The following is a 20,586-nucleotide window of genomic DNA, read 5'->3' on the forward strand; positions in this document are numbered from 1 at the left end:
CTCAGGATCCTTTCGAGGTCTGCAGGTTCAGGGCCAGATCAAGCGTCGGCCCCAGGTGGCGCCGCACGACCGCGGGGTCGTAGGCAGCGGCGGTCGGCGTGGTGCCCTGACGCAGCAGGGTTTCGCACAAGGCAAAGGCGCGTCGGACGAGGGCATCCTCGAACTTGGCGGCTTGGGTGTCGTCGGCGGGTGCCTGGCTGATCACCAGGGCCATCGCGGCGGTGAAATGGTCCAGCAACAGGCTCACCACTTCGGAGGAGTGGCCGGTGAGCCCTTCATTGCGCACCAGCGATTCCCGCAGCCGCCCCGCCAGATCGCGGGTCCAGGCGTGGGCGGTGACGTAATCGAAAGCGCCATCGTGCTGACGCTTGAGCTGGCCGAGCAGCACCCGCAGCTTGTCGCTGTTGGTGGCGGCCCCTTCGACCTGCAACTGGGCCAGCCACAGGTACAGATCACTCGGGATGCGGGCCGACAGCGGCTCCATCGAGGTGGCGGGCGTGTTCGTGGTCATGAGGCATGTCCTGGAACCGTTGGAATGATCCCAGTGTATTCATATGAATTCGCTCGTCAACAGATGGCATCAATCGTATTTGCTGATGCCAAGGTCGGTTTTTACGAAGCCCGAGCCGCTCCCGCGACCGACTTCATCCTGACCTCACACGCCCGCCCGAGACTGCGCCGGTTCTCGTCACCCCCCGCGCGTGCCCAGCGCCTCCGTCAGATGAATCGATTTCTCTTCTCCATCCTGATCGGCTTCCTGTCGTGGGTCGTCCTGGTCGGCGCGTTCTTTGCTGGCGTGCACCACAGCTTGTGTGACCCGACGGGATCCTGCGAAGGCCACATGGGCGTCGGCCTGCTGATCGTCTTCTTCGCGGTGGCCTCGCTGGTTGCGACCGGGGCCATCGTGCTGCTCTACAACGTCCTGCACTGGGTGCGACCGGCGCGCCGCACCGGCTCGCTCAATCCCCACCCAGCAACGCATACGGCCCACCGCGCTCCAACGCCCGCCGATAGGCCGGACGCGCATGGATGCGCGCCAGGAAGTCGGTGATGCGCGGTTGACGGGCCGCCGCACCGCCCCGCATGGCGGCGGCTTCCAGCGGGAAGCTCATCTGCACATCGGCGGCAGTGAACTCGTTCCCGGCAAACCAGGGGCTCTGGCCCAGCTCGGCTTCCAGGAAGTTCATGTGGTTGTCGATCTGCGGCTGCACGAAACCGGACTTGGCCTTGCCGGCGATCGCCTTGGCAATCGGCTTGACGAAGAAGGGCATCGGGCTGCTTTCGATGCGGTCGAACACCAGCTTCAGCAGCAGCGGCGGCATGGCCGAGCCTTCCGCATAGTGCATCCAGTAGCGATAGCGCAGCGCCTGCGGGGTGCCCGGCTCAGGCTTGAAGCGGCCCTCGCCGTAACGGTCGACCAGGTATTCCAGAATGGCGCCGGACTCCGCAATCACCAGCTCGCCATCGGTCATCACCGGCGACTTGCCCAGCGGATGCACCGCACGCAGCTCGGGCGGGGCCAGCATGGTTTTGGGGTCGCGCTGGTAGGGCTTGATCTCGTAAGGCAGACCCAGTTCCTCGAGCAGCCACAGGACCCGCTGGGAGCGGGAGTTGTTCAGGTGATGGACGATGATCATGGGGGCCAGTCTATGCGCGACCACGCCCCGGTGCGCCCACCCGTTGACCATAATGCCGCATGAGTTTCCCCAAGGCCCACCGCGCCGCTGCGGTCCTGCAGAAGGCGGAAGCCGCATTTCAACGCGGTCAATGGCGCGAAGCCGCCCGGGGCTATGAGCAGGTACTGCGCCAGGATCCGGACCACGCGCTGTCGCTGCACCGCCTCGGCGCCATTGCCGTTCAAGAACAGCAGCCGGCCGAGGCGATCCAGCGCCTGACCCGCGCCCTGGCACTGGCGCCGGACGCCACCAGCTTCCTGCGTCTGGGCAACCTGCTGGCAGCCCACGGTGACTGGGACGCCGCCCAGCACTGCTACGCCGCCAGCTGCCAACTGCAACCACAGCACGCACTCGCCCAGTACAACTGGGGCGTCGCGCTGCAGGAGCTGGACCGGACCGACGACGCCATCGCCGCGTTCGAGCGCGCCATCACCCTCGATGGCGCCTATGCCGACGCCTACTACGGTCTCGGACTCGCCTACAAGCGCAACGCCGCCTTCGACGCCGCCCTGATCGCCTTCGACTGCGCCGCCGGCCTGGCGCCCGAGCAGGCCAGGTTCCCCATCGAACGGGCTCGCACCCTGCACAAGCTGGGTCGCGATGAAGAGGCCCTGGCCGCGCTAGAAGGTCTGAGCGCGCCGCCGCCGCTCGACGCCGACATCCACAACCTTCGCGGCATCACCTACCGACACCTGGGTCGATCGGCCGACGCGATGGCTGCTTATGACCTCGCACTGGCCGCGCAACCCGATGCCCTCGAGCCGCTGTACAACCGGGCCAATCTCCGGTTGCTGGCCCGCCAGTTCCCTGGCGCGCTGGCGGATTTCGATCGGGCCGTCGCGCTCAAGCCCGAGGTGGAATGGCTTGCGGGCCTGCAGCTCTACACCGCGATGCATCTCTACGACTGGCGCGCGTTCGACCAACGTCTGGCGACGCTGATGGCTGAACTGGCGCAACAGCGCCCGAGCGTGCAGCCACTGGCGCTGCAATGCATGGTGGACGACCCCGCCGCCCATCAGCAGGCGGCCCGACTGTGGATGGATCGTCAGCGGGTGGCCGGTGATGGCGCCACCTGGCCGCTTCAACCCAAGGCGGATGGCCGCTACCGGATCGCCTACATCTCCCGCGACTTCAGGAGCCACCCGGTGTCCTTCCTCGCGGCGGAGCTGTTCGAGCTGCATGACCGTGAACGCTTCGAGGTCATCGGCATCAACTACGGCCCGGTCCGCGAGGACGACCTGCAGCATCGCCTGCGAGCCGCCTTCGACGGCTTCATGGATGTCGCCACGCTGCAGGACAAGCAGATCGCTGAACTCTGCCGCTCCCTGCAGGTCGACATCGCCATCGACCTGAGCGGCTTCACCGAAGGCGCTCGCAGCGGCATCTTTGCCTGGCGCGCGGCGCCGATCCAGGTGCTCTACCTCGGTTACCTCGGCACCTCTGGCTCGGCGGTCTATGACTATCTGATCGCCGACCGCATCCTCATCCCCACCGAGGCCCGCGCCCACTACGACGAGCAGATCCTCTTCCTGCCCTCCTACCAGGTGAATGACCGACGCCGCCCCTGGCCTGAACGCGCCGCCTCTCGTGCCGAGCTGGGCCTGCCGGAAGACGCGTTCGTCTTCTGCTGCTTCAACAATCCCTGCAAGCTCACCCCGGCGGTATTCCGTACCTGGGCCGACATCCTGGCGCAGGTGCCAGGCAGCGTGCTGTGGGTGCTGGAGGAGGATCCGCAGGCGGCGGTGAATCTGCGTGAACACGCGTCGAGCCTGGGCATCGATCCCCAGCGCATCGTGTTGGCCGACCGGACCCGCCGCGAGAACTACCTGGCGCGCCTGGGTGCGGCCGATCTGTTCCTGGACACGCTGCCCTACAACGCCGGCACCACCGCCAGCGATGCGCTGTGGATGGGTCTGCCCGTGCTGACGCAGATCGGACAATCCTTCTGCGCCCGCATGGCGGCGAGCCTGCTGCACGCCGTCGACCTGCCGCAACTGATCGCCCACAGCACGGCCGACTACGTGGCCACCGCGGTGCGGCTGGCCCACGATGCGGATGAACTGGCCGCCATTCGGCACCGCTTGAAGACCGGGCGAAACGAGTGCGCCCTCTTCGACACACCCGCCTTCACCAGGAACCTCGAAGCGGCCTACCTCGCCGCCCTGCATCGGCATGCCAACGGCCAACCGCCGATCGACATCCAGTTGCCGGCACAGCGCTGACCGCTGGCCTCTCTGGCGCGAGCCCTGCCACGGACCTGGGCACGATCAGGGCTGGGCACCGCCTGCGAGCGTGTCGGAAGGCGGTCGCCCCTCCCTCAGGCCTCGTTGAGCACCGACGCATCGGCCGGGGCGATCGGCTCGTCAGGGGCGCGATAGACCATCACTTTCAGGGCGCGTTCCGGCGACACATCGGCGAACACCTCGGGGTTGTCCACCCGCTGCACGAAGCGCATCGACGGCGCCTCCTGATCGACCAGCTCGCGCAGGAAGCTGCTGTCGAGTTTGGGCGAGTTCAGGCACAGCAGCGCGTGGCCGCCGGGGGCCAGCAGCTCCGGCAGACGGCGCACCAGTCGCGCATAGTCCTTGGTGTCGACAAAGCTGCCCTTCTGGTAGCTGGGCGGATCCATGATCACCAGGTCATACGGCCCGGCGCGGCGGATCTTTCCCCAGGAGTTGAAGATGTCGTGGGACTGGAATTGCACCCCGCTCCGGAACCCGTTGAGCTGGTGGTTGCGTCGACCGATCTCCAGCGCGCCGCGGGCCATGTCGAAATTCGACACCTCACCCGCTCCACCCCGCATGGCCGCCACCGAGAACGCGCAGGTGTAGGCGAACAGATTGAGCACCTTGCCACCCGGATGCGCGGACGCCCAGTCCCGCACCCACCGCCGGCCCTCGGACATGTCCAGGAAGATGCCGTGGTTCTGTCCGCGCAGCAGGTGCACGTGATAGCGCGCGCCCTGTTCTTCCACCACGTGCTCGTCCGGCACGGCGCCCGCCATCACCTGGTTGGTCGGCCGCATCTCGTCGCGGAACTGATAGACCCAGTTCAGCGGCTCGCCCGGCGCGATCTCGGCCCAACGGGCGGTCAACGCTTCGCCGATGCGATGGAGTTCCTCCTCGGTCGCCCCACTGAAGCTGGTCAGCAGGAAGACCGGTGGATAGAAGTCCAGCGTCCACGACTCGCAGCCCGGATAGCGCCCTCCCCGTCCATGGAACAGCCGGCACAGTTCAGTGGGACGGGACAAGCCGGCGATGACATCAAGAAGAGGCTGCATGAGAGACAGGGCGACCAAGACGCGGAGCGCGCGCCAGGCGCGCGCCCGAAGGTGAAGCAAGGTCCGGGAGTGTAGTCAGCTCGTCAGGTGCCCCCGCCGGCCGGTCGGGCCTTGTCTGACGCGTTCTCCGTGCCTGAATCCTCCTCATCGCGCCGATGGGCCAGCCGGTACAGCACCGGCAGCACCAGCAACGTCAGCGCGGTGGAGGACAGGATCCCGCCGATCACCACCGTCGCCAGAGGCCGCTGCACCTCGGCACCGGTGCCCGTGGCCAGCGCCATCGGCACGAAGCCGAGCGAGGCCACCAGCGCGGTCATCAGCACCGGTCGCAGCCGCGTCAAGGCGCCCTCGTGGATGGCCGCATCCAACGACTGACCGCCCTCGCGCAGGTTGCGGATGAAGGCAATCATCACCAGGCCATTGAGCACCGCCACGCCGGACAGCGCGATGAAGCCCACCCCGGCGGAGATCGACAACGGAATGTCCCGAAGCCACAAGGCCACGATGCCGCCGGTGAGCGCGAACGGAATGCCGGTGAACACCAGCAGCCCGTCCTTGAGGTTGCCGAACATCACGAACAGCAGCGTGAACACCAGCAGCAAGGACACCGGGACGACGATCTTCAGCCGGTTGCTGGCGGACTGCAGGTTCTCGAACTGGCCGCCCCAGGTCATCCAATAGCCGGTGGGCACCTGCACCTGCTGGGCGATGAGCTGCTGCGCCTCCGCGACGAAGCTGCCGATGTCGCGGCCGCGCACATTGGCGCTGACCACGATGCGGCGTTTGCCGTCCTCTCGACTGACCTGATTGGGCCCCGGCGCCATCGAGAGTTCGGCCACCTCGCTCAGCGGCAGGAAGCGTCGCGCACCGTCGGCGCCCGCTGGCAGCGGCACCGGCAGGCGCTTGATCGCCTCCAGGTCGGAGCGCTGGGTTTCGGGCAGACGGACCAGGATGTCGAACCGGCGGTCGCCTTCGAACATCGTGCCGGCCTCGCGGCCACCGATGGCGGTCGCGAGCGTCTCCTGCACATCCTGGACGTTCAGGCCATAACGGGCGGTGCGCTCGCGATCGATCTTCACCGTCAGCATCGGCAGGCCTGTGGTCTGCTCGACGTTGACCTCCGAAGCGCCCGCAATGCCCTGCAGCAGGGCCGCGATCTTCTGGGCGGAGCCGTTGAGCACCGTCATGTCGTCGCCGAAGAGCTTGACCGCCACATCCGAGCGCACGCCGGAGATCAGCTCATTGAAACGCAGCTGGATCGGCTGCGAGAACTCGTAGTTCTGCCCCGGCAGCAAGGCCACCTCGGCCTGCACCGCGGCCAGCAGCTCGTCGCGGGTCTTGCGGGGCTCCGGCCATTGGTCGACCGGCTTGAGCATCACATAGCCGTCCGAGATGTTGGGCGGCATCGGATCGGCCGCGATCTCCGCGGTGCCGGTCCGGGCAAAGACTCGGTCGATCTCGGGAAACTTCGCCTTCAGCGTGCGCTCGATCTGCTGCTGCATGGCCACCGATTGCGACAGGCTGGTCCCCGGCATGCGCAGCGCCTGGATCGCGAAGTCGCCCTCGTTGAGACTGGGAATGAACTCGCTGCCCATGCGGGTGGCCAGCAGGCCCGACAGCAACACCGTCACCACCGCGAAGGTCAGCACCACCGGCTGGGCCGACATCACCCGATGCAGCATCGGCTCATAGGCCCGGCGGGCCCAGCCCATCAGGCGGTTCTCCTTTTCATCGACGCGATCGCCGATGAACAGGGCCACCGCCGCCGGCACGAAGGTGATCGACAGGATCATGGCGCCGATCAGCGCAATCACCACGGTGAAGGCCATCGGGTGGAACATCTTCCCCTCGACACCGGCCAGCGCGAAGATCGGCAGGTAGACGATCATGATGATCAGCTGACCGAACAGCAGCGGTCGGCGGGCCTCCTGGGCCGCGAGGAACACCTCATGGAAGCGCTCTGACCGGGTCAGCAATCGCCCCTTGTGCTGCTGGGCATGCGCCAGTCGCCGCACGCAGTTCTCCACGATCACGACCGCACCGTCGATGATGATGCCGAAGTCCAGCGCGCCCAGGCTCATCAGGTTGGCACTGACCTTCTGCTGGACCATGCCGGTGAAGGTGAACAGCATCGACAGCGGAATCACCATCGCCGTCAGCAACGCCGCACGGAGATTGCCCAGGAACAGGAACAGCACCGCAATCACCAGCACCGCACCTTCGATCAGGTTCTTCTTGACGGTCGCGATCGCCTTGTCCACCAGCGTGGTGCGGTCGTAGACGGTCACCGCCTTCACGCCCTCGGGCAGGTTGCGGTTGATCTCGGCCATCTTGCGGGCCACCGCCTGCGACACGGTCCGGCTGTTCTCGCCGATCAACATGAACACCGTACCGAGCACCACCTCGCGCCCGTTGTCGGTGGCCGCGCCGCTGCGCAGCTCCTGTCCGATCGCCACCGTGGCCACATCGCGGATGCGTACCGGTGCGCCGGCCGCATTGCGCAGCACGATGTTGCCGATGTCCTCCATCGACGCCACCTGGCCCGGCGCGCGGATCAGGTACTGCTCGCCTCGGCGTTCGATGTAGCCGGCGCCGACGTTGTCGTTGTTGCGCTCCAGCGCCGTCACCACATCGCCCAGGGTCAGGCCATAGGACGACAGGCGTCCGGGCTCGGGCGCCACGTGGTATTCCTTGGCAAAGCCGCCGATGGAGTTGATCTCGGTCACGCCCGGCACATTGCGCAGCTGCGGCTTGATGACCCAGTCCTGGATCTCGCGCAGGTCGGTGGGCGTGTAGGGCTGGCCATCCGGCTTGCGGGCGTTGGGCTCGCTCTCGACCGTCCAGAGAAAGATCTCGCCCAGCCCGGTGGAGATCGGGCCGATCTGGGGCGTCACGCCGGCGGGCAACTGGTCACGCGCCGCCTGGATGCGTTCATTGACGAGCTGGCGGGCGAAGTAGAGGTCGGTGCCGTCCTGGAAGATCACCGTCACCTGCGACAGACCGTAGCGCGACAGCGAGCGGGTCTGCTGCAGGCCGGGCAGGCCGGCCATGACCGTCTCGATCGGATAGGTCACCCGCTGTTCCGTTTCCAGCGGCGAGTAGCCGGGGGCGCCGGTGTTGATCTGGACCTGGACATTGGTGATGTCGGGCACGGCATCGATGGGCAGCTTCTGATAGCTGAAGACGCCCAGGCCGGCCATGCCGAAGACCGCCAGCAGCACCAGCCAGCGGTGCTCGATGGCGAATCGGATGATGCGTTCAAACATGGTGTGCCTGTCCGATCAATGCGAATGGGTGGCGGCGGCCTTGCCGGCCTGCGCCTTGACGACGAAGCTGCCGGCGGCAACATAGGTCGTGCCCGGCTTCAGACCGTCGAGGATCTCCACCCGCTGACCATCGGCCCGCCCGGTGCGCACCGGCTGCGGCAGGAAGCCGCCGGCCGCCTTCACGAAGACCACCGTCTTGTCGGCCATCGTCTGCACCGCATCGGCGGTGACGGTGACGACCGCGTTGGCTTGAGCCGTCATCACCTCGACGTCGACGAACAAGCCGGGCCGCCAGGCGGCCTGCGGGTTGTCCAGGGTCACGCGCGCCTGTGCGGTGCGGGTCTGCTCGCCGATGAGGGCGCCGACATAGGCGATCTTTCCAGCGGCGGACTGCTCAAAGGCCGTCGAGCGGACGGTCACCGATTCCCCGACCCGCACCGTCGCCAGATCTTTCGCCGGCACATTGATCTGCGCCCAGACCGTGCGCAGGTCCGACAGCGTGAACACGCTGGCGTCCTCGCGCACCTGTTCCCCGAGCCCGATGTGCTTCTCCACCAGCGTGCCCTCGAACGGCGCGCGGATCTCGAAGCGATTCAGCGTGCCGCTTTCGGCACTGGCGCCCACCGCCTGGAGCTTCTGGCGGGCATTGGCCACCGCGATTTCGGTCTCCCGCAGGGCCTGCTCGGCCTGCTGCACATCCTGCTGCGGCGAGATCTTTTCCTCCCACAGGCGCTTCTCCCGCTCATAGGTCGTGCGCGCCAGCTGCATGCGCTTTTGCGCCGCCTGCAGCTCCGCGCGCTGGTCCGACACCGACGAGCTGCTCAGCACCGCCAGCACCTGCCCCTTGCGGACCACCTGGCCGAGCGTCACCGGCACCGACTCCACCACCCCGCTGACGCGCGGCACGATGTGGGCGGTGCGGTCCTCGTTGAAACGGATCTCGCCGGGCAGCCGGAAGCCGGAGCGGATCACCGCGGCCTTGGCCACATCCAGCGTCACGCCGGCGGTCTTGAGCTGCGCGTCGGTCAGGGGAATGACCTCCTCATGGGCGTCCTGGGCCTCGCCCTTGGCCTGGCCGGTGGCCTCGGGTTTGCCGTGGCCGTCCTTGTCCTGCGCCCTGTCGCCGCCATGGCCCTGCGCCTTGGCGGCGGGCTCGTGATGCTCAGCATCCGCATGGGACTTGGCATCGGAATGACCGTGCCCATCGTCCTTGGGGTTGGCGCTGGTTTTGGCACTGTTCTTGGACGTGGCCTTCTCGTCGCCGTGATGCTCGGCATCGTCGTGGCCCTTGGCTTCTTCATGGCCATGCCCGTGCGCATCTTCCGAGCCGGACGATGAGGCGCCCATCGACAGGATGCCGATGGCCGCAGCACCGCCCATCAGCAGGATGACGGCGATGGCAATGAGCTGCCGTTTGCCCAGGCCGAGGCGTGGGCGGTTGTTTTGTTCAGCGTATTTGTTCATGATCGATTCGGTGAGGCCGCCGGTCAGGGGCGGTCGTTGTCGGCGCCGAGCAGGCGGTCGAGTTCGGCGGACAGCCGATGGGCCTGGGACAGCGCGGTGAAGAACTGACCGCGGGCCTGCAGCAGCGTGCGTTGGGCATCCAGCACATCCAGGAAGCCGAACTTGCCGAGCTCGAAGCCGCGGCGTGCGGCGTCATAGGCGGCCTGGGCGCCGGGCAGCACGTCGCGTCGCAGCGCGGTGATTTCCTCGCCGCGCGCCTGCAGTTCGTCGGCGGCATGAAGCGCCTCGGCGCGCACGCGCATCGCCTCGGCCTCGGCCATCGCCTGGGCGGCGTCGCGGCGGCGCAGGGCTTCTCGCTGGGCGCCCTGGTTGCGATCCAGCAGCGGGATCGGAATGGAGACGCTGATCATCGGCGCGGTGCGGCCCGCACCGGCCTCGCGCTTGCCGCCCAGACCCACGGTCACATCCGGCACGCCGCGGGCACGCTCCAGATCGAAAGCCGCGCCGGCCCGCTCCACTTCCATCCGCGCCAGGCGGACCGCCGGCGAGTGGTCGATGCGGTCGGCCAACACCTGTTCATCGGGCGGAAGGGGAATGGCGTCGGCACTGCCGTCCAAGGCGGCCACGCTGTCGGGGCTCACCCCCATCACCAGCGCCAGTGTGCGGAAAGCGGCGCGGCGTGCCACCTGCGCCTGCTGCAGCTCGATGCGGGCGGTGGATTCGGCGACTCGGGCACGGGTTTCCTCGGTCGGCGACACCTTGCCGGCGGTCACGCGGCGTGCCACCGCCTCGGTGCCGCTGCTGGCCAGGCCGAGCGAGGCCTCCGCCATCCGGACGCGCTCCGAGGCGATCAGGGCCTCGAAGTAGGCCTGAATGGTGGCGCTGCGAAGCGCTGCGCGCCGCGCCTGCAGGGTCAATGCAGAAAGGTCACGACCTCGCTGGGCCAACGCCATGCGCGCGGCCCGCTTGCCACCGAGCTCGAAGGTCTGACTGAGCATCACCGTGCTGGTGCGGGACTCCCGGCGGGTGTCCTCTTGCTCGATGCCGAGGATGGGATTGGGCATGGCGCCGGCCTGGCGCACTGCGCCCTCACCGGCCTCGACCTCATAACCCGCCGCGCGCAGCGACGGGTTGTGGCTGAGCGCGGTCTGGATGGCCGCCTGCAGCGTCAGCGGCGCGGCAACGGCTTGGCGGGGGGAATGGTGTGGGTCAGCGGTCGCCGCCGCGGGCGCGGTGGGTGCGGTGGGTGCGGGAGTTGCCGCGTCAGTGGCGGGCGACGTGCTGGGCGTGGCGCCGGGCAAGGCAGGCGTGGCAGGCACGTCCGACTGTCCGAACGCGGGCGTGCAGAGGAGTGCCGCCATCGCCAGGGGCACAAGAGATCGATGCATCGAAGACTCCAGGGTTGTGGAAACAACGCGGATTTCGACGAGTGCAGCGCGGCGCGTGCCGCGGGATCAGGAGATCGGGGAGGAGGTGCTGCGCTCGCCGGTCAGGCGAGCCAGTTGGGACGCTCGGGATGGTCCGGTGCGCGGGACTTGAACGAGAGCGCGGCGACGGCGTCCACGCCCATGCGGGCGGGAATCACATCCACGGCGCAGGCGCCATGGACCGGCTTGGCGCTGCCGAAATGGCAGGTGCCGCAATCACCATCTGCGGACAGCTTGGTGAGCTTGACGCTGCCGTCGGCATGGCCGTTGACCTTGCTGGTCTTGTCGCTCGGGTCGCTCGTCTTGGCGCTCGTCTTGGAAGTCGCGTCGACGCCGCTGTCGCGGTGCTGATGCGTGTGGTGCCCGAAATGGGCGGCGCGCGGGCTGGCCTCATGCTGGCAATACGTCGCAGCCACGCCCCAGCTGAACTGGAGTGGCAGGACAAGCAGCAGGAAGACATGGATCCAGCGACGCATGCGGCGATTCTAGGGGGCGAAGCTCGTCAAAGGGAAATCCTTCCGGTGGCAGCACCAAGGAGGGCGGCAAGAACGCATGGTCAGCGGATCAGGCGGATCAGGCGGATCAGGCGGATCACGAGGATCACTCCCGGGCCAGGCCCCCCTTCATCGGCGAGATGACGGGACACCGCGCGTTGCCGAGTCAGCGACCAAGCAGACGATGCTGTCGTCAGACACTGGGGCCGCAGCCGCTGCCCGCGCCATCGCCATCGCCATCGCCATCGCGAGGCTGCATTTCCGAGACAGCGGCAGTGGCGCGGCGGGTGGGCGGGGCATCTCGCCGGTAGGATGGCCGCATCCCCCCTTTCATTCGATCGCCGCATGACCACGCAGCTCATCCTTTTCCGACTCTCCATTCGGAGCAGCTACACCGCCAACACCGAGGAGGCCGCGACCGAGGATGAGTTCGACACCATCCAGTTCTTTGCGGCGCAAGGGTCGGCGTGGCGCATCAAGACCTTCGCCACCGATCAGGATGTGCACATCTGGTCGCTGGACGGCGGCGAGATCGGCGACCTGGTGGAGCTGGCGGTCAGCAACACCGAGGCCAACTACGGCGACGTGCTGGAGGAAGGCTATATCCTCGACTCGGACACCGGCCTGGACGGCCTGCGCGAACAGCTCACGCTGCGCGGACTGGCACCGAACCTCAAGGAAACCGCCTTCGGCGCTGCGTTCTGGACGGCGCCGGGCACCGACTATCGGACCCGGTCAAGACCCGGCAATTGAGGGCAGACCGAGGGGATCCCACCTCGGTGTGAGGGCCGCAGCGGGCAGCGATTCGTGGCCTGCCCCGGCAAACAGACTTCCGATGACAAGCACGGACCGTTGGATCACCAGATCGGCATTCATTCACGCCTGCGCCTCACAATTTACTTCTTTATGTTATATCTTTATGTATATTGATGACTAGCGGACAGGCACCGGTGCTGGCCTGCTGCGGCACGGAAGGAATGAGGGATGACCACCGCCCATCTGGACCCGGAAGCCTTGCGCGAAGCGGCTGCCACGGCCGTCGCAGCCTTGAAGCTGCTGGCCAATGAAGATCGATTGCTGCTGCTGTGCGCGTTGTCACAGCAGGAGTTTTGCGTCAGTGAATTGGAAGAGCGGCTGGGCATTCGGCAGCCCACGCTCTCCCAGCAACTGGGGGTGCTGCGAAATGAGGAGGTGGTGACCGTGCGCAAGAGTGGCAAGCACGTCTACTACCGCATTGCCGATCCGCATTTGGTGACCTTGCTCCACACGCTCTACGCGCTCTATTGCCCGAAGGACCCGTCATGATCATCGATTGGCAGGCATTCACGCCCTGGTCCGCCTTGGCCGGCGGGGCACTGATCGGATTGGCGGCATCGGCGCTGTGGCTGCTGAATGGCCAGATCGCGGGCATCAGCGGGATCCTCGGCTCGCTGATTCGAGCCCGACCCGGCCGTGCCTGGCGGACCGCGTTCATCATCGGACTGGTCGTCTCGCCCTGGTTGTACGGCGTGTTGGGCATGTCCGTGCCGGGGCACATCGACGCCGGCCATGGACTGATCGTTCTTGCCGGACTGATCGTGGGCATCGGCACGCGCTACGGCTCTGGCTGTACCAGCGGGCATGGCGTCTGCGGACTCTCACGGCTGTCGCCCCGGTCGGCGATCGCCACCCTCGCCTTCATGGCCGCCGGATTCGCGACCGTGGCGGTGATCCGGCATCTGGTGGCGCCCCTGTGAGGCGTCACGTCATTTGGACGTTGCTCACCATGACGACATTGGCGGCGTTTCTTGCCGGACTCGTGTTTGGTCTCGGGTTGCTGGTCGCTGGCATGGCGGATCCGGCCAAGGTCCTGGCCTTCCTGGATGTCTTCGGTCGATGGGACCCCTCGCTGATGCTGGTGATGGGGGGTGCCATCGCCGTTGCCATGCCGGCGTTTGCGTGGTCGAAGCGCCGTCGCGCGCCGGTGCTCGATGCGGCCTTCCATCTGCCGACCTCACGTCGAATCGACCGCCCTCTGGTCATCGGCAGCCTGCTGTTCGGCATCGGATGGGGGCTGGTGGGACTCTGTCCTGGCCCGGCCCTGGTGCTGCTGGGCAGCGGCCAGCTGAAAGCGGCGCTCTTTGTCACCGCGATGGTCGCAGGCATGGCCCTGTATGAATGGTGGTCGGCCTCCCGCGCGAACTGAGGCACCCACTGCGACCCACCCCACCCAGAGCACTCGCCGAGATCGTCGCGGCGTGCGTCACAGCCCGAAAATCAAGCCACCAAGGCAAAGCGCCACCTCAGTGCCTGATCCGGCACCGTGGGCGGCGCTTTGCGTCGACAGACGACAGCACGCCGCGCTCACGCGCGACGGCCGGGTCATCGATTTACTTGTGGGCCTTCTTGTCGGCCTCGGCCTTTTCCTTCATGGCCTTGGCATCCGCCTCCGCCTTTTCATGGGTGGCCTTGGCATCCTTCTCGCATTGCTTTTCGGCGTCGCCGGTCATGCTCTTGCAGGCCTTCTTGGCCGCCTTGTAATCGGCATCGGCCTGTTTCTTCAGGGCCTTGGCGTCATCCTTGCTGCCCATGGCGGGCGACGACGCAGCCTGGGCAAACGCCGTGGTGGCGCCCAGAGAGAAACAAGTGGCCACAGCGACCATCAGCAGAGAACGCTTCATATCCATCTCCTTGATAAGTTTCCGATGCTTCAGGGGAGAGACCCACCAACGGTCAATCCCACCAGCGCATCAAGACGGCAAGAATCGATCCTCCCTGCCGACATCAGGGACGAACACCGTTTCTGCGGTGCTTCGGAGGTTCAATCCGAAGCAGGCGTGCCGGGCTTGAAAGGCCGAGTCGGCCAATTCGGCGGATCGGCGGATTCGGCGGATTCGCCGCATCCCACAGATTCCACGGATTCCAGGGATGTGTTCGCTAGCGCACCCGCGCTATCGTTCCGAACGGATCGCATGCGGCCCTCGATGGCGGACCGAACATCGGAGCGGGGAGCGGGCCGCACCAGAGTCCTCAAGGAGACGATCATGACCAGCAAGAACACGATCTGCCTGTGGTTCAACGGCACGGCAGAGGAAGCCGCGCACTTCTATGCGCGGACATTTCCGGACAGCGCCGTGACGGCCATTCATCGCGCGCCCGGCGACTTTCCCAGCGGCAAGCAAGGCGACGTGCTGACGGTGGAGTTCACCGTCGCCGGCATTCCGTGCATCGGTCTGAACGGGGGCCCGGCGTTCAGCCCGAGCGAGGCCTTCTCATTTCAGATTGCGACCGACGATCAGGCGGAGACCGACCGGCTCTGGAACGCCATCGTCAGCAACGGCGGACAGGAAAGCGCCTGCGGCTGGTGCAAGGACAAATGGGGCCTGTCGTGGCAGATCACCCCGCGCGTGCTCTCTGCGGCCTTCACCGGCAGCGACCGCGCCGCTGCGAAACGTGCATTCGCCGCCATGATGGAGATGACCAAGATCGATGTGGCGGCGATCGAGGTGGCCGTGAAGGGATGAGGGCGATGAGGTCGGCACGAATCCACCCGCCTGGCGCAGCGGGCGGGTTCATGCGCCGGATGGCGGCATCGGCCTCACCGCGGCGCCAACCCCTCACGCGCCAATGAAAACCCGAACCGCACCTGCTGATCCTCATACCCGTAGCTCAGCGTGCCGCCGTGCTCGGTGACGATGCGCTTGGCGATGTAGAGCCCCAAGCCCAGCCCGGAGCGGTTGCGCCGCGGCTCCGCCTGTCCTCGCTTGAACGGCTCGAACAGATCCGCGACCAGCGCGGGGTCGATCGGCGCGGCCTCGTTGAAGACGTCGAATCGGATCTCGTCGTCGCGCCGGGTCAGCTCGACCCGCACCGGTCGGCCCGGCGCGCCGTGGTTGCGCGCATTGGCAATCAGGTTGGACATGGCCTGCGCCAAGCGGATGGCGTCGCCCGTCACGACCACCTCGCCACAGGTCGTGAGGGTCACGTCGAATCCGGGGTGCCCCACGCGGACCTCCTCCACCAGGTCCTGCAGCAAGGCGTCGAGGTCGAAGCGCTGCGCCTCGGCCACCAGCGGCATGCCGACCTCCGCCCGGCTGAAGTCCAGCACCTGGGTGATGAGCCGGTGCATGCGACCGCTGGAGGCATCCAGCCGCGCGCCGAGTCGACCTGAATCCTCGCCGCGCTTGAGCACGCTGGCCACCATCGTGATCGCCTGCAACGGATCGCGCAGGTCATGACCCAGCATTGCCAGCAGATTGCGGCGTGCCTCTTCCATCTCCACATGCCGAGCCGCGGCCGTGCGCTGCAGCTCCAGCATCAACTGGCGGGCAAAGACGAGGTCGCTCTCGGTCCAGGGATCCGCGCAGTCCTTGACATGCTGGCGCCACTCGGTGAACGAGCCCCGGGGCGTCAGGCGGGGTCCGTTGGGCCCGCGGGCGATCACCTTGTCCGGCTGGCCGGCCCAGCGCACTGTCTCCGTCTGCTCACGGCGCAGCGCGATCAGGCTGCCGCGCCCGGCGGGTTCGAAGTCCAGTCGCAGCGCGCCCACCCAGGGGCCCAGCGTGTCCCGCAGCGCGTCGGGCCAGTCACCGCGGCAGTCACGGCTGAGCGGCAGATCGCCCGTCCATGACGCGGTCGCGATCATCACCGCCAAGTCGTGGGACAGCTCGGAGGTCGCCATCACCCGGCTGTTCTGCGTCATGACCAAGGCATCGGCGCGCAAGACCTCCTTGAGGCGCTCGGCCTTCTCGGCCAGCGCCACGATGGCGTCATCCGCGATGGTCAGGTCCGCCACCAGCTCGCCGATCAGCGAGGCGGTCAGCGCCTGGCGGCGGGCGAAGTCGCGCGTTTCCAGGGTGGAAATGGCCGACGAGATCACCTGCGCCAGCACATCGCAATCTGACCGCACCGGATAGGGCACCTTCAGCGAGCTCATGTGGTGGCAGGCGATCAGGCCCCAAAGCCGGTCGTTGACCACCAGCGAGATGCTCATCGACGCGCCCACACCCATGTTGTGCAGGTACTCCACGTGGATGGGCGAGACGCTGCGCAGCACCGAATGCGTGAGGTCCAGCGGCGGCGCGGACGGATGTCCCACCAGCGGAATGGCCCGATAGCTGACATGCGGAATCAGCCGCAGGGTATTGAGCAGGTACAGGCGACGGGCCTGCGCCGGAATGTCGCTGGCCGGATAGCGCAGGCCGAGGTAGGACGAGAGCGCATTCGACTTGGCCTCGGCCTGCACTTCGCCACTCTCGTCATGCCGAAAGCGATAGGCCATGACGCGGTCGAAGCTGGTCCACATCCGGATCGTCTCCACCGCCAACTGCAGCACCGCCTCCAGCGAAGTGGCGCGGCGCAGTCGATCGAACACGCGCACCTGGGACATGTGCGTCAGCACCGGCTCGGCCCGGGGCTCGAACTCGATCAGGCAGTGGCCGTCATGCTCATGCACCACGATGTCGTGCGGCTGCCCGGCGAGTTCCACCTCGGCGAAGGTCGGCACGCCCGGCATCTGTTGCGCCTCCGACATCAGGCGCGAAATCGCCTCATGCACGGCGGCGGGAAGGCTCACCTGCAGCCAGGCTTGGCCCAGCGTGAGCGACAGTCCGAGCGTGGGCTGTACGTTTTCGCTCCAAGCCGCCACCACGCCATCACGGAGGGCGATCAGCAGGCCATGCGGCTGGATCGATCCAGGAATGTGGATGGGCTCATCGGCGCAGGACCGCAGGTCGGGCAGCGAGACTTCGGCTGCTTCAAAACGGTGGGGCATGGCTGACAACTCTACCTGCTGGCGCGGCGCAAACCGTGCGCAGATCCCCTCAGAGCGAGGGAGCTCGCCGTAGTGACGCTTGAAACGAGTAAGCGAATCGCCTACATCCGATTGGCGCTTTTGCCGCTTCTGTCCGACCACTCGCCCAGGAAAAATCCGGAACTGACCGTATTTGCCGACGATTCATGAAACGAGACGCCCTGTCCGAACCAACGCGCGTGCTGGTGGTGGAAGACGACCACGACACCGCCGACTTTCTGTCGGCCCTGCTGGCGACGGAACAGATCGACAGCGCCGCCGCGGCCACCGGCGAGGCGGCGCTGCAGATCGCTTCGGCCTTCCGTCCGACGGCCGTGATCACCGACTTCGAAATGCCCGGCATCAACGGCATCGAGCTCATGTTGGCGCTCAAAGAGCAACAGCTCGTCCCACCGGGCGCGAAGTTCATCTGCGTGAGCGGGCTGGACGAGGTCCGCTCCCAGTGCCTGCGCGCGGGCTTCGACCTCTTCGTCATCAAGCCGGTGACGCTGCACAAACTGGCGGCCATGCTGCAGTGCATTCGCAGCCATGAGGCAGAGCGAGCGCAGTAGCCGGTGCTATTGCCGGTGCTACTGCCGGTGCTGTTGCCGGTGCAATAGCTAGGGCTGTCGTTGCGGCTCTGGTGGACGCTGAACTGGCAGCCGCAGCCGGCGTCGCCAGACGACTCCGCCAAACGCGCCGCCCGGACCCATCGCTCACTTCACCAACGGCCGCACCGTCGTGAACCCGCCATCCACCGCGATGATCTGACCGGTGAGGCGCGACGCGCCGTCGCCAAGCAGCCAGTTCAGCACGTCCGCCACCTGGTCGGCCGTTTGCACGCCACCCAAGGGATATTGCCGCCCTGCCCCTTCGCGCACCGCGGGCAGGTTCAGCAGGCCGGCGGTCATGGGTGTCTCCGTCATGCCCGGCGCCACCGCGTTGATGCGAACACCCTGGGCGGCATAGGTCGCCGCCGCGCTGCGGACCAAGGCCTCCACACCGCCCTTGGCGGCGGCAATGGCTTCGTGGTTGGCCACGCCGATGCGGGCCACCACTGAGCTTGCAAAGACCGCCGAGCCCGGCGCGCCCTTCAGCGCAGCCAGCCACGCCTGCAGCATGTAGACCGCGCTGTCCAGGTTCACCCGGATCAGCTCGCGGTAGACGTCCGGTCGCGTCCGGTGCAAGGGCGCAATCAAGGTCGTTCCCACGCAGTGGGCCAGTTGCGTCGGCGCCGCGCCGAGTTCGCGCACGCAGGTCTCCAGCGCGAGTGCGGCGCCTTCCGGGGTGGTGGTGTCGGCGACGATGCGAAGCGTTGCCTCCACATCGGCCAGCCGATCGACATCGCGGCCCACCGCCGCCACACGCAGCCCCTGCGCGCTGAGCTGTCGCGCCAGCCCTCGGCCAATTCCGCCGGAAGCACCGGTGATCAGGGCGATTGAAGTCATCTTGTGGGATCCAGTCAGTCGTTGAGTCAGAAATCAGGGTTTGGCACCGGCGCGTTCCCACCTTGAGACCCATCCTTGGAGACGGGGTCGCAAGCGCAGAAAGCCTCGATAGGCGCGCTCCATCAGCCAGAGCACGCCCGGCAGGCGCGCCGCCCTGGCCAGCCACCGCCAGCCCGGCAGCGTGGCCCAGAGCGCGACAAACGCCTCGGCACCGCTGACCAACCGGCCATCGGCCAGTCGCAGATGGAAGCGCGCCATCAGCGCCTCGCGCGTGGTGCCCGGCGGCAGCGGCTGACCGTCATCGCTGACATCCGCAAAGCACAGCGGCGTGCTGGAGGGCAGGCCCTGGTAGAGCGCGATCTCGCGGCGGCACAGCGGACAGGCGCCGTCATACAGCACGGTCAGCGGCGGGGTTTCGGGGGGCGGCTTCACCATGAGGGCACCTCGTTGATGGCCAGCAGTTCGGCCGCCGTGCCGACACCACGCACCGCGCGGCGCCACCATTGCGAGAAGGTGTCGCAGGGCGGCTCGACCGGTGGGAACAACATCGGCGTCGGCAGCCATTCCGCCAACGGCATGAGCCACCGCGCCAGATGGAGATCCAGCCGACCGCGCACACTGCGCGCCCCCCGAAGGGCCTCACCCAGCGCGGTCGCATCGGTCCACCAACGCACAGGCGTGAGCGCCGCCATCCGGCTGTCCACGAATTGCCAGCGTCGCTCGCTCCAGGGCCATGCCTGATGAAAATCGCTCAGATAAAGCCCCACCACCACCGTCTCGGGCGACAGCCCCTGCGGCACGTCCCCCAGGCTCCAGGGATGGACCAACCACACGTCCCGCCCATCGACCTGCGACGCCTCCGGTGCCACGGCGCCCACCATCAACGGCGGATGAGGATGATTGAACTGATCCGGCTCCACGACCCCAGCCGCATCGACCTCCACCAAACCCATCGACGTTGATGCCGCGTTCACCGACCGTGAGCGGGCCATCCGTTCCAGCGCGTCGTAGCTCGTGTCGATGACGCTGCCCGGGCTGTGCCAATCGGCCGGCGCATAACGCGCCACGTTCTCGGCATTGAACAGATAGGGCTTGGTGCTGCCGGTGCCGGCCACCCATTGCCAGCTCAGGTGATTGCTCGCCAGATCGCCGTCCAGCAGATGCGCATAGAGCCAGTCCGCGCCGGTGCGCCAATGCACCTTGCGCAAGTGCACCACATAGCTGGCCAGCCACATGCGGGCATGGTTGTGCAGCGTGCCGGTGGCATACAGCTCACGCACCGCCCGGTCGATCACCGGCACGCCGGTGCGGCCCTGCCGGATGTCGTCAGGCAGCGTGCGGACGTAGGCGTCGTCCGGCAGCGGCCCCTCATGCAACGATTGCAGGATGGCGTCCCCACGGTGTTGCCAGACATGGCGGAAAAACGCGCGCCAGCCAAGCTCATAGACGAACTTGTGTTGAACGTCCAACGGATGCCGCGCGCTCACGTCCGCCAGCACGTCGGCCAGCGTGATGAAGCCGTGGGTGAGATAGGGCGACAGCCCGCTCACGGCGCCGTGCAGCGAGTTGCGGGTGCGGGCATAGGCTGCCGGGCGTACCGCCGCCATCCGCAGGCGAGCTGCCGCCATCGTCGCCACCCCCGGCGCGGGCAACGGGATCCCCGGCTTGCGCGGCAATGGCGGCGATTCTTCGATCAGATCGGCGACCGGCTGGCTCGCCTCCGCCCCATTCGTCCCATTCGGCCCATTTGCCCCAATGCTC

At 67.1% G+C, this 20,586-nt stretch carries 20 protein-coding genes; 8 read left to right on the forward strand and 12 right to left on the reverse strand.

What is annotated here, in order from left to right; genetic code table 11:
* Position 1 precedes the first annotated feature (1 nt).
* Positions 2-511 carry a hypothetical protein gene (locus tag N4261_RS20610; RefSeq protein ID WP_261757132.1) on the reverse strand — a complete coding sequence of 170 codons (510 nt, stop codon included), beginning with the start codon at positions 509-511 and terminating at the stop codon, positions 2-4.
* A 33-nt stretch (positions 512-544) separates the two neighbouring features.
* On the opposite strand from N4261_RS20610, the gene N4261_RS20615 reads away from it, so the two are divergent.
* Positions 545-1,051, forward strand: a complete 507-nt coding sequence (locus tag N4261_RS20615) for a hypothetical protein (RefSeq protein WP_261757133.1) — start codon at positions 545-547, stop codon at positions 1,049-1,051.
* On the opposite strand, the gene N4261_RS20620 is transcribed toward N4261_RS20615, so the two are convergent.
* A complete protein-coding gene (locus tag N4261_RS20620) occupies positions 960-1,637 on the reverse strand; it encodes a glutathione S-transferase family protein (RefSeq protein ID WP_261757134.1) in 678 nt (225 codons plus the stop codon). The two genes, N4261_RS20615 and N4261_RS20620, sit on opposite strands and share 92 nt — an antisense overlap.
* Positions 1,638-1,696: 59 nt before the next feature.
* On the opposite strand from N4261_RS20620, the gene N4261_RS20625 reads away from it, so the two are divergent.
* Complete coding sequence (locus N4261_RS20625) at positions 1,697-3,898, forward strand: O-linked N-acetylglucosamine transferase family protein (protein WP_261757135.1); 2,202 nt, start codon at positions 1,697-1,699, stop codon at positions 3,896-3,898.
* Between the two features lie 95 nt (positions 3,899-3,993).
* Here the strand turns inward: N4261_RS20625 and N4261_RS20630 are convergent, their stop codons facing one another.
* From N4261_RS20630 to N4261_RS20650, 5 genes are all read right to left on the reverse strand, one after another.
* Complete coding sequence (locus N4261_RS20630) at positions 3,994-4,956, reverse strand: class I SAM-dependent methyltransferase (RefSeq protein ID WP_261757136.1); 963 nt, start codon at positions 4,954-4,956, stop codon at positions 3,994-3,996.
* A gap of 83 nt (positions 4,957-5,039) precedes the next feature.
* Positions 5,040-8,222, reverse strand: coding sequence for a CusA/CzcA family heavy metal efflux RND transporter (locus N4261_RS20635; RefSeq protein WP_261757137.1), 3,183 nt, complete (start codon positions 8,220-8,222; stop codon positions 5,040-5,042).
* 15 nt (positions 8,223-8,237) lie between these two features.
* The gene (locus tag N4261_RS20640) at positions 8,238-9,686 is read right to left on the reverse strand and encodes an efflux RND transporter periplasmic adaptor subunit (protein ID WP_261757138.1); all 1,449 of its coding nucleotides are present in this window, start codon (positions 9,684-9,686) and stop codon (positions 8,238-8,240) included.
* A 23-nt stretch (positions 9,687-9,709) separates the two neighbouring features.
* Complete coding sequence (locus N4261_RS20645; RefSeq protein ID WP_261757139.1) at positions 9,710-11,074, reverse strand: TolC family protein; 1,365 nt, start codon at positions 11,072-11,074, stop codon at positions 9,710-9,712.
* 101 nt (positions 11,075-11,175) lie between these two features.
* Positions 11,176-11,589 carry a cobalt-zinc-cadmium resistance protein gene (locus N4261_RS20650; protein ID WP_261757140.1) on the reverse strand — a complete coding sequence of 138 codons (414 nt, stop codon included), beginning with the start codon at positions 11,587-11,589 and terminating at the stop codon, positions 11,176-11,178.
* 363 nt (positions 11,590-11,952) lie between these two features.
* Between N4261_RS20650 and N4261_RS20655 the strand changes: the two genes are divergently transcribed.
* The 4 genes from N4261_RS20655 to N4261_RS20670 all read left to right on the forward strand — a co-directional run bounded on the left by N4261_RS20655 (position 11,953) and on the right by N4261_RS20670 (position 13,792).
* On the forward strand, positions 11,953-12,360 hold the full coding sequence (locus N4261_RS20655) for a hypothetical protein (RefSeq protein WP_261757141.1): 408 nt from the start codon (positions 11,953-11,955) through the stop codon (positions 12,358-12,360).
* Positions 12,361-12,591: 231 nt separating this feature from the next.
* Positions 12,592-12,912: an ArsR/SmtB family transcription factor gene (locus N4261_RS20660; protein WP_261757142.1), complete on the forward strand. Its 321-nt coding sequence runs from the start codon at positions 12,592-12,594 to the stop codon at positions 12,910-12,912.
* Entirely contained in the window at positions 12,909-13,343 is a 435-nt protein-coding gene (locus N4261_RS20665; RefSeq protein WP_261757143.1) for a YeeE/YedE family protein, read from the forward strand. The genes N4261_RS20660 and N4261_RS20665 overlap by 4 nt, the downstream gene beginning before the upstream one ends.
* Before the next feature lie 29 nt (positions 13,344-13,372).
* Positions 13,373-13,792 (forward strand): YeeE/YedE family protein, encoded by a 420-nt coding sequence (locus tag N4261_RS20670; protein WP_261757144.1) that lies wholly within the window; start codon positions 13,373-13,375, stop codon positions 13,790-13,792.
* Positions 13,793-13,976: 184 nt separating this feature from the next.
* Here the strand turns inward: N4261_RS20670 and N4261_RS20675 are convergent, their stop codons facing one another.
* On the reverse strand, positions 13,977-14,267 hold the full coding sequence (locus N4261_RS20675) for a cell envelope biogenesis protein TolA (RefSeq protein WP_261757145.1): 291 nt from the start codon (positions 14,265-14,267) through the stop codon (positions 13,977-13,979).
* A 363-nt stretch (positions 14,268-14,630) separates the two neighbouring features.
* Between N4261_RS20675 and N4261_RS20680 the strand changes: the two genes are divergently transcribed.
* Positions 14,631-15,110, forward strand: a complete 480-nt coding sequence (locus tag N4261_RS20680; protein ID WP_261760790.1) for a VOC family protein — start codon at positions 14,631-14,633, stop codon at positions 15,108-15,110.
* A gap of 74 nt (positions 15,111-15,184) precedes the next feature.
* Here N4261_RS20680 and N4261_RS20685 read toward each other — a convergent pair whose 3' ends face one another.
* Positions 15,185-17,359, reverse strand: coding sequence for an ATP-binding protein (locus tag N4261_RS20685; protein ID WP_261757146.1), 2,175 nt, complete (start codon positions 17,357-17,359; stop codon positions 15,185-15,187).
* 185 nt (positions 17,360-17,544) lie between these two features.
* On the opposite strand from N4261_RS20685, the gene N4261_RS20690 reads away from it, so the two are divergent.
* Positions 17,545-17,949: a response regulator gene (locus tag N4261_RS20690; RefSeq protein WP_261757147.1), complete on the forward strand. Its 405-nt coding sequence runs from the start codon at positions 17,545-17,547 to the stop codon at positions 17,947-17,949.
* A gap of 144 nt (positions 17,950-18,093) precedes the next feature.
* Here N4261_RS20690 and N4261_RS20695 read toward each other — a convergent pair whose 3' ends face one another.
* The 3 genes from N4261_RS20695 to N4261_RS20705 are packed head-to-tail and all read right to left on the reverse strand — an operon-like array spanning position 18,094 to position 20,453.
* Complete coding sequence (locus N4261_RS20695; protein WP_261757148.1) at positions 18,094-18,825, reverse strand: SDR family NAD(P)-dependent oxidoreductase; 732 nt, start codon at positions 18,823-18,825, stop codon at positions 18,094-18,096.
* Positions 18,826-18,858: 33 nt separating this feature from the next.
* Complete coding sequence (locus N4261_RS20700) at positions 18,859-19,260, reverse strand: thiol-disulfide oxidoreductase DCC family protein (protein WP_261757149.1); 402 nt, start codon at positions 19,258-19,260, stop codon at positions 18,859-18,861.
* Positions 19,254-20,453: an FAD-binding domain-containing protein gene (locus N4261_RS20705; RefSeq protein ID WP_261760791.1), complete on the reverse strand. Its 1,200-nt coding sequence runs from the start codon at positions 20,451-20,453 to the stop codon at positions 19,254-19,256. Before N4261_RS20705 ends, N4261_RS20700 begins: the two co-directional genes overlap by 7 nt.
* Between the last annotated feature and the right edge of the window lie 133 nt (positions 20,454-20,586).

Origin of the sequence: Roseateles amylovorans (assembly GCF_025398155.2) — a bacterium.
GTDB lineage: Bacteria > Pseudomonadota > Gammaproteobacteria > Burkholderiales > Burkholderiaceae_C > Roseateles > Roseateles amylovorans.